Raw genomic sequence first — 7,512 nt, 5'->3', positions numbered from 1 at the left:
GACAAGGCTGGACCTCAATAATAACCTGATTATCTCGGATATTTCACCGCTTGAAAACTTAACCAGTCTGACAAATCTGTATTTGGCCAACAATAGCATCTCAGGTATCTTGCCGCTTGAAAACTTAACCAGCCTGACAGACCTATTTCTTGGCTCCAACAGCATCTCGGATATTTCACCGCTTAAAAACTTAACCAGTCTGGCAACACTATATCTTGGCTCCAACAACATCTCGGATATTTCACCGCTTGAAAACTTAACCAGTCTGGCAACACTGTATCTTGTTACCAACCGCATTTCAGACCTCTCACCGCTGGTGTCCAACATGGGATTAAGTAGCGGGGACCGGATTTCTATAACGCGTAATCCTCTGAGTGCCGTATCCATCAACACACATATTCCAGCACTTCAAGCGAGAGGGGTTTCGGTGAATTTCTAATTGACCCGAATACCGATGGCCCTTAAAAACTCAGTATTTTCTGATACTTGGCTGCTAAAAAATTAGGCCGCGATCTCAAGGGATCGCGGCCCGTTTTTATTTTCTCTTTCTTTGTGTCTCTGTGTCTTTGTGTGAGAACCCTTACCCCTCAAGCTTTCCCGGACGGCCGATTTCGATGAGGTTGCCATCCGGGTCGTGTACGAAAACATAGCGCGTGCCGTCGTGTGGACGCACGCCGGGACCTGATGCCACGCGCACGCGCTCGCGGTCGAGCGAGGTGATGACGCGGTCGAAGTCAGCGACTTCAAAGGCGATGTGGCGGCGCGAGGGACGGGGGTATTCTTCGGCGAGGATCAGGTGGATTTCGACGTCGCCACAGCGATACCAGGCACCTGCAAAGTCGTAATCTGGCCGGGGGATGGGTTGCAGCCCCAGAATTTTTTCGTAAAATGCAGATGCGCGCTCGAGGTTGCCTGTAACCAATGTGATGTGGCTGACGCGGGTGATGCCCATGCCAGCCGATTCCATGTGATTGGCCACCGGATCAATTCTCCATCAGTAGGGTTCTCATTTTTCGCATACGAGAGGGATGCTTGAGTGCCGCCAGGGCTTTGTCGCGTATTTGGCGCACGCGCTCTTTGGTCAGGTTGAGGATGTTGCCAATTTGTTCCAGCGTCATTGTTTCACCGCTGTTGATGCCAAAATAGAGGCGCAACACGCGGGCGTCGCGCGGAGCCAATGTGTTGAGCGCGGTGCGTATTTCCTCTGCCATGGAGCTTTCGAGCATGGCCTCTTCCGGGGTTTCCTGATCGTTGTCTGACAACATTTCCAGCAAGCTGGTGTCAGGGCCGTCTTCAAGGGGCATGTCGAACGAGACATGCCACCGCGAAGCGCTGAGGAGGTCTTGAACTTGCTTGGGGTGCAGTTCGGCCTGTGCAGCGATTTCTTCAACACGCGGTTCTCGCCCCAGCGATTGTTTGAGTTCTGAGGATATGCGTTCCAATTTGCTCAGGTGTTTGATTTTGTTGACGGGCAGTCGCACCATGCGGGCTTTTTCTGCCAATGCCGATAAGATGCCCTGTCGAATCCACCAGACTGCATACGTGGTGAATTTGACGCCTACGGTTTCGTCGTAGCGGGTGGCTGCGCGAACAAGACCCATGTTGCCTTCGGCGATGAGGTCTTCCAGGAGCAGGCCGCGTCCCTGATATTCTTTGGCTATGGTAATGACGAATCGCAAATTGGATTCGATCATTTTATTCAGACTTTTGCGGTCTCCTTTGCGAATGCGCTTGGCCAGATCAATTTCTTCTTGTGGCGTGAGCAATTCGCTATAGGCGATGTCTTTAAAATAGAGTTCCAGTGCGGAACTGCTGCCTCCATTTGTTCCGTTTGAGGTCCTGTAACTCATAAGTGCGGCAGACATGTATTTCCCCCGTGACTGAAAAATCGACTCTCTTGATCGAGTGTCTTGTGTTTCAACTCGTCAAAGGTTCACAATAAGTACTGTGACACCTTCCGACTCTTGTATGGGAGAGAATCGGTTGTTGCCAGAATATACGGCACATCGATCATGGGGATACCAATGGCCTGATTATGTGACAACCTGGTTTAGGGGAGTGTTGCTTTGGGGAGTTGATCTGGATGGGGAAACGACCACGGGCCGCAGGGGAGCGGTGTGTTCGACCAAATCATAGTGTGGGGCAAGTATTGAGGGGAAAAATAATACTTGGGCAGACAAGATAGCGGATTCAATTATGTAATGCAACTATTTTTCTGTGCCATTCTCCTGATATTTTTAGATGAAATACTTATTGGCATATTGAGGAATAATAATAAATAGAATTTCATTTGTCAATAAATAACTCTTGTTTAACGAGTTACAGGCTTGCTATTGGCCCTCGGCAGTATCTGTGCCATTGAGTTGTCGCTGTGCGAGGTCGCGGTCGAGCAAGAACAAACCGTTGCCCTCTATGCCGACCAGCTTGATCGTGTCGATCAATTCCCTGACAATGGCTTCTTCTTCGACCTGTTCGGCAATAAACCACTGGAGAAAGGTATGGGTGGCGTGGTCGCGTTCGGACAGGGCGAGATCGGCGATGTTGTAGATGCTTTGAGAGACTCTTTGCTCCTGGGCAAGGCTGTCTTCAAATACTTCTAATGGGCTGTCCCAACTTTGTTTGGGGGTATCAATGGCGCTAAAGCGTATATCGGCCTCGCGGTCGTCGAGGAAGTCGTATATTTTCATGCCATGGGTGAGTTCTTCCTGGGCTTGAACGCGCATCCAATGGGCAAAGCCGTTGAGATTTTGCGTGAGAAAATACGCGGACATTGCCAGATAACTATACGCCGAGTAGTATTCCATGTTGAGTTGCTCATTGAGCGCGGCGTTTATGTTTGTGTTGATCATGGTGTCCTCCTGTTGCGAGAGGGAGAAAAAAGGAGTATCCAAAAGGGGGGGATAAGTATAAGAAAAATATGGATTTTGTCAACCTGTTAAAATAATTGATTGATTATACTTTATTTAGAGCAATAAATCCCCAATGGTGTAGCGAATTTTTCTATTGATTCTTTTTGCGAAATTGCGTAAAACTTTAGGGTACCTAAACGCGGAGTATTTGACTACCCCAGTGTGGCTCATAAGTCACCCAACAGGAGGTTTGTTTTTTGTTATGATTCCCGAAAAGGTCCTCATGGCTTTGAACGAGCAACTCAATTTTGAGTTCCATTCGGCATTTCACTATCTCGCCATGGAGACGTATTTTCACGAGGTAAATCTGCATGGGTTCGCCCATTATATGCGCGAGCAATACAAAGAAGAACGGATGCACGCGCTCAAGATCGTGGATTATATTAATGCGCGGAACTGTCGGGTTCTGCTCAAGCAGATCGCCGAACCCCCTTCTGAATGGGCATCCCCTCTGGAGGTTTTTGAAGATGCGCATCGGCAAGAGCAGAAATCCAGTGGGATGATCAATGATCTGGTCGATCTCTCACTGAATGAGCGCGACCATGCAACGGAGATTTTTTTGAAGTGGTTTATCGAGAAACAGGTAGAAGAGGAGGCCCAAATCAGCAGTATTGTGCAAAAGTTGAAGCTGGTGGGCGATGACGCTTATGGTCTGTTTTTACTGGATCGGGATATGGGGGGATAAATACTTGTGTCCGCAGGCAGACTGAATACAGAAGCACTCTCAGAGATATATACTGAGGGTGCTTTTTTATTTGGGTACAATGAGTGGAAATTTTTTGACGGGATGGATAATTTGCCGTACGCGAATATCAAATGCATCTGAAACCACGTCTGGCGTCAGTACCTGATTGGGAACACCACTGGCCACTTGTTCGCCATTTTTCAACACATGTACCTCGTCGGCATATTGGGAAGCTAAGTTGAGGTCGTGCAACACGCAGAGTACTCCTGTTTCATTGCTGGCCCATTTCCGGGCCAGTTGCAATACCTGATGCTGATGCGATAAATCCAGGCTTGTCGTTGGTTCGTCCAGTAGCAGATATCGCCCTGCGGTGAGATGTTTGTCCCATATTTGGGCCAGTACGCGCGCAAATTGTACCCGCTGTTGCTCGCCACCCGATAGTGTTGGATAAACGCGCTGTTCCAGGTGCGCCACGCCTACCCGTTTCAAAGCCTCCTGTGCAATCTCATAATCCCGCGCGCTTTCTATGCCTTTTACGTGTGGGAAGCGCCCCATCAGCACCACGTCTAAAACGCGGAAGGGGAAAGTTAAAAAAGACTGTTGTGGCAAAATCGCGCGCTGTTTCGCACAGTTAATAGGTGTTAAATCGGCAATAGAACATCCATCTATCCAGATCGTTCCCTCAGAGGGGACCCACTCACCGCACATCACTTTTACCAACGTGGATTTGCCTGCGCCATTTGGCCCGAGCACGGCCACAACTTTGCCCGGTGCGATCTGGATCGAAACGCGTTTGAGCAGATAGTGCCCATCTATTAGAACAGAAACCCCGCGCGCTTCAAACATCAAAACACCTGTCGGTTGCGATTTTGTAGCAATAAAAAGAGGAAAAAGGGTACGCCGATGACTGCTGTTACAATGCCTATGGGCAATTCGGCAGGTGCGACAAGCGTGCGTGCTACCAGATCAGCGGCCATCAATAGAGAAGCCCCCAGGAGTGCTGCTCCCGGGATTAAGTAGCGATGATCTGGCCCAATTGATAACCGCAGAAGGTGCGGCACCACCAGGCCGACAAATCCGATTATGCCCACCACAGAAACCGATGCACCCACAGCGAGCGCAGCCAGTGTTATCACTTCGCGCTTCATGCGTTCGACAGATACGCCCAGATGCCTCGCCTCGGATTCTCCCAATAAAAAGATGTTGAGCGCGCGTCCATAGAGACCGAGCAAACAGACCGATATAATAATAAAAGGCGTTACTACGCTCACCGAGGTCCAGGTCGCGCCACCCATGTTGCCCATGCTCCAGAATGTGATATTGCGCAACTGTGCATCTGTTGCCACAAATGTCAATAAACCCGTTAATGCACCGCTCAATGCATTGATGGCTATGCCCGCCAACAGCATTGTTGCCACAGCTACGCGTCCACTTGTCGCGGACAATTGATAGACCAGTAGTGTTGCAGCGACCCCGCCGATAAATGCAGCGATGGGCAGTGTAAAGATGCCCAAAATCTCCGATAGGCCCTTCAATACAGTCGCGCCCAGGACAATTACGGATACCGCAGCTAATGCGGCACCACTTGACACGCCAATCAAACCGGGGTCGGCCAATGGGTTGCGAAAAAGCCCCTGCATGGCAGCACCAGATACAGCCAATCCAGCTCCGACGAGTATGTTCAACAGGACTCTCGGCAGCCGAATGGCGACGACAACAGCTTCCTGGTGCGATTGAAATGTTTGCTCAACAGAAAACCCCATTCGTTTTGCAAAGATCGACAAAACCTGTGCGGGTGTAACGGATACTGCGCCAATGCCCACCGAGGCTACTGCCAGTACGCATAGCAAGGCGCACAGTGCCAGCAATATCAGAGAGGTTCGTTTTATTTGTAAGCGAGAAATGCGAATACCATCCCGTTGTAAAACTGTTGGTACCGCGCTCATGACCCATCTTTCAATTGTGGGTGTAATAGATGAGACAGGTCGCGCACTGCATCGGCCAACCGGGGACCGAATCCCAACAGATAAATGCCATTCATCGTCACAATGCGCCGTTCCTGTCCGGCCGGTGTCAATGCTACGCCGGGTACTTTGAGCAGATCATCTATATCACCCAGGCTTTCCAGTCCGCTTTCGAGCATCAAAATGACATCGGGTGCCGCAGCGACTACTGCCTCAGATGTTAAAGGTTTATATCCGTCGTATTCGGTCACGGCATTCACGCCACCTGCTAAATTGATCACGGCATTGGCAGATGTATTTTTTCCCGATACTAACATTGTGCCCTGCCCTCGTGCATAGATAAATAATACGCGGGGATGACGAGATACTTTTGCGAGCAATTGGCGCGTTTGCTGCATGTCGTCAGATAATTTTTGTGCGAGAGCTTCCCCTTTTTCTGTCTTTTTCAGCGCACTGGCAATCGCGCGGATCTTTTTTTTAGCGACCTCGACCGTATATGAGTCGGGCAATACCACCACCCGCACGTCGGCCTGACGAATTTGTTCCAGGGCTGCGGGTGGCCCCGCATCTGCGCTGACCAATACCAGGGTTGGATTTAGAGACAATACGCCTTCGGCTGAGAGCCGACGCTGGTATCCCACTTTGGGCAGGGATGTTGCGGCTTCGGGATATTGGCTGGATGTATCTACACCTACCAGGAGTGAATCGGCGGCGAGTGCGTACACAATCTCTGTGACGTCGCCACCTACCGATACGACGCGCTGTACGTGTTCATCGGCACGGGCTTGTGTGAATAATCCGCAACACAGGAATAGAAGAATGGGTACGCGGCGCATTAGACTGTCTCCTTGTGTTCAGAGTCCAGAAAAACCTCGTGAATCTCCAATTGGTTTGAACCTGTAAACGCCTCTTTGGGTAATGATCCCGACCTGGCGTGGCCTTTTTGAAATGCCTCGGAATTGACCCAGTTTTTGAAATGCTCGTGCGATTCCCAAAAGGTGAGCACGATATAGGGATGATCCTTTTTTTTCGGGCGTAATACTTTGTTGGAGATAAAACCCGGCATGCCATCCACCAGATGTGCTCGATTGCGAAAACGCTCTTCAAATTGTTCGGCGTATTCTGGATTTACAAAAATGCGATTGGCAACAGCTATCATAACAGACCTCCTGTCTTGTGTTTCAATCACCGAAGCGAGCGCGTCCCGTCGGGTTGAAATGTGTAGGTGAAATTGTAAAAACGCGATTGTGCGCCAGCAGATGGTATTGCGCCACCGCCTTTGTAATAGCTCGTAAATTTGAGCTTGGCATAACGACCATCTGCGGTGCGGATAACCAGTACGATCCCGGGGTTCATCAGGATGGCATGGGGTGGAAAACCCTCAGGCCCGGTATATGTGTACCAGGCTCTGCCGATAGCGGGAAGACCGGCCTGATCCTGTACATATCCCGATTCGGGTGCTGTTGAAAGGGTATCGTAATCTGTTGCTGTGAGTACGATTGCACCGCCTTCACCTGGACCGCTGCTGCCGCTGTTGGTTAAGACGGTCGTCCCCTTAAACGCAATATCCCATTTTGTGGAGTTGGAATCTGCTGGCGATACAATAGCACTGTCTCGAAGGCTGTAATATGTGAAGACGTCCTGCCGATTCGGGTCGGCGGGAATATCCTGGACGACGACTTCTGTTAGCGTTGTAATTGGCGCAGGGGCTGGCGCGGCTTCACTGCCGAATACCTGGACGAAGAGTAAGAAGTCTGCAAAATCAACCGTTCCACTGTTGTCGAGGTCGTATAAGGCCTCTGTTGTGCCAAAAGCCTGGGCAAACTGGAGAAAGTCGGGGAAATCGACTGTGCCACTGCCGTCAAAATCGGCATTGGACGGTGTTTGTGCCAGTGCTGGCGCTGTTGCTAAAACAAAAATACAAAAGAGTAACAGGTTTAGAGTTTTCACGACG

At 50.1% G+C, this 7,512-nt stretch carries 10 protein-coding genes; 2 read left to right on the top strand and 8 right to left on the bottom strand.

The genetic code is table 11. The features are described 5' to 3' along the window. The coding region (locus OXG87_13625) for a leucine-rich repeat domain-containing protein (GenBank protein MCY3870595.1) at positions 1–439 on the top strand (439 nt) is incomplete at its 5' end. A gap of 141 nt (positions 440–580) precedes the next feature. Here the strand turns inward: OXG87_13625 and OXG87_13620 are convergent. The 3 genes from OXG87_13620 to OXG87_13610 form a co-directional block, all read right to left on the bottom strand. After that, positions 581–979, bottom strand: coding sequence for a VOC family protein (locus tag OXG87_13620; protein MCY3870594.1), 399 nt, complete (start codon positions 977–979; stop codon positions 581–583). A 4-nt stretch (positions 980–983) separates the two neighbouring features. Further along, positions 984–1,865, bottom strand: a complete 882-nt coding sequence (locus OXG87_13615; protein ID MCY3870593.1) for an RNA polymerase sigma factor RpoD/SigA — start codon at positions 1,863–1,865, stop codon at positions 984–986. A 465-nt stretch (positions 1,866–2,330) separates the two neighbouring features. Next, a complete protein-coding gene (locus OXG87_13610) occupies positions 2,331–2,849 on the bottom strand; it encodes a ferritin (protein MCY3870592.1) in 519 nt (172 codons plus the stop codon). A 262-nt stretch (positions 2,850–3,111) separates the two neighbouring features. On the opposite strand from OXG87_13610, the gene OXG87_13605 reads away from it, so the two are divergent. Then, positions 3,112–3,594 carry a ferritin gene (locus OXG87_13605; GenBank protein ID MCY3870591.1) on the top strand — a complete coding sequence of 161 codons (483 nt, stop codon included), beginning with the start codon at positions 3,112–3,114 and terminating at the stop codon, positions 3,592–3,594. A gap of 66 nt (positions 3,595–3,660) precedes the next feature. Here the strand turns inward: OXG87_13605 and OXG87_13600 are convergent, their stop codons facing one another. From OXG87_13600 to OXG87_13580, 5 genes are read right to left on the bottom strand one after another with little or no spacing between them, the layout of a single operon-like run. Beyond that, positions 3,661–4,440: a heme ABC transporter ATP-binding protein gene (locus OXG87_13600; protein MCY3870590.1), complete on the bottom strand. Its 780-nt coding sequence runs from the start codon at positions 4,438–4,440 to the stop codon at positions 3,661–3,663. Further along, a complete protein-coding gene (locus OXG87_13595) occupies positions 4,440–5,540 on the bottom strand; it encodes an iron ABC transporter permease (protein ID MCY3870589.1) in 1,101 nt (366 codons plus the stop codon). Before OXG87_13595 ends, OXG87_13600 begins: the two co-directional genes overlap by 1 nt. Continuing rightward, positions 5,537–6,394, bottom strand: a complete 858-nt coding sequence (locus tag OXG87_13590; protein MCY3870588.1) for a hemin ABC transporter substrate-binding protein — start codon at positions 6,392–6,394, stop codon at positions 5,537–5,539. The genes OXG87_13595 and OXG87_13590 overlap by 4 nt, the downstream gene beginning before the upstream one ends. After that, complete coding sequence (locus tag OXG87_13585) at positions 6,394–6,717, bottom strand: antibiotic biosynthesis monooxygenase (protein MCY3870587.1); 324 nt, start codon at positions 6,715–6,717, stop codon at positions 6,394–6,396. The genes OXG87_13590 and OXG87_13585 overlap by 1 nt, the downstream gene beginning before the upstream one ends. 26 nt (positions 6,718–6,743) lie before the next feature. Next, a complete protein-coding gene (locus OXG87_13580; protein ID MCY3870586.1) occupies positions 6,744–7,508 on the bottom strand; it encodes a hypothetical protein in 765 nt (254 codons plus the stop codon). Positions 7,509–7,512: the final 4 nt, after the last annotated feature.

The organism is Gemmatimonadota bacterium, from assembly GCA_026706845.1.
Taxonomy (GTDB): Bacteria; Latescibacterota; UBA2968; order UBA2968; family UBA2968; genus VXRD01.
Note: the sequence above shows the minus strand (reverse complement) of the source record. Positions and strands in the feature narration are given on the sequence as shown.

Excerpts from the sequence above, each read along its gene's own strand:
- OXG87_13595 (MCY3870589.1), bottom strand. The coding sequence starts at position 5,540 with ATGAGCGCGGTACCAACAGTTTTACAACGGGATGGTATTCGCATTTCT.
- OXG87_13605 (MCY3870591.1), top strand. The coding sequence starts at position 3,112 with ATGATTCCCGAAAAGGTCCTCATGGCTTTGAACGAGCAACTCAATTTT.
- OXG87_13610 (MCY3870592.1), bottom strand. The coding sequence starts at position 2,849 with ATGATCAACACAAACATAAACGCCGCGCTCAATGAGCAACTCAACATG.
- OXG87_13585 (MCY3870587.1), bottom strand. The coding sequence starts at position 6,717 with ATGATAGCTGTTGCCAATCGCATTTTTGTAAATCCAGAATACGCCGAA.
- OXG87_13590 (MCY3870588.1), bottom strand. The coding sequence starts at position 6,394 with ATGCGCCGCGTACCCATTCTTCTATTCCTGTGTTGCGGATTATTCACA.
- OXG87_13600 (MCY3870590.1), bottom strand. The coding sequence starts at position 4,440 with ATGTTTGAAGCGCGCGGGGTTTCTGTTCTAATAGATGGGCACTATCTG.
- OXG87_13615 (MCY3870593.1), bottom strand. The coding sequence starts at position 1,865 with ATGTCTGCCGCACTTATGAGTTACAGGACCTCAAACGGAACAAATGGA.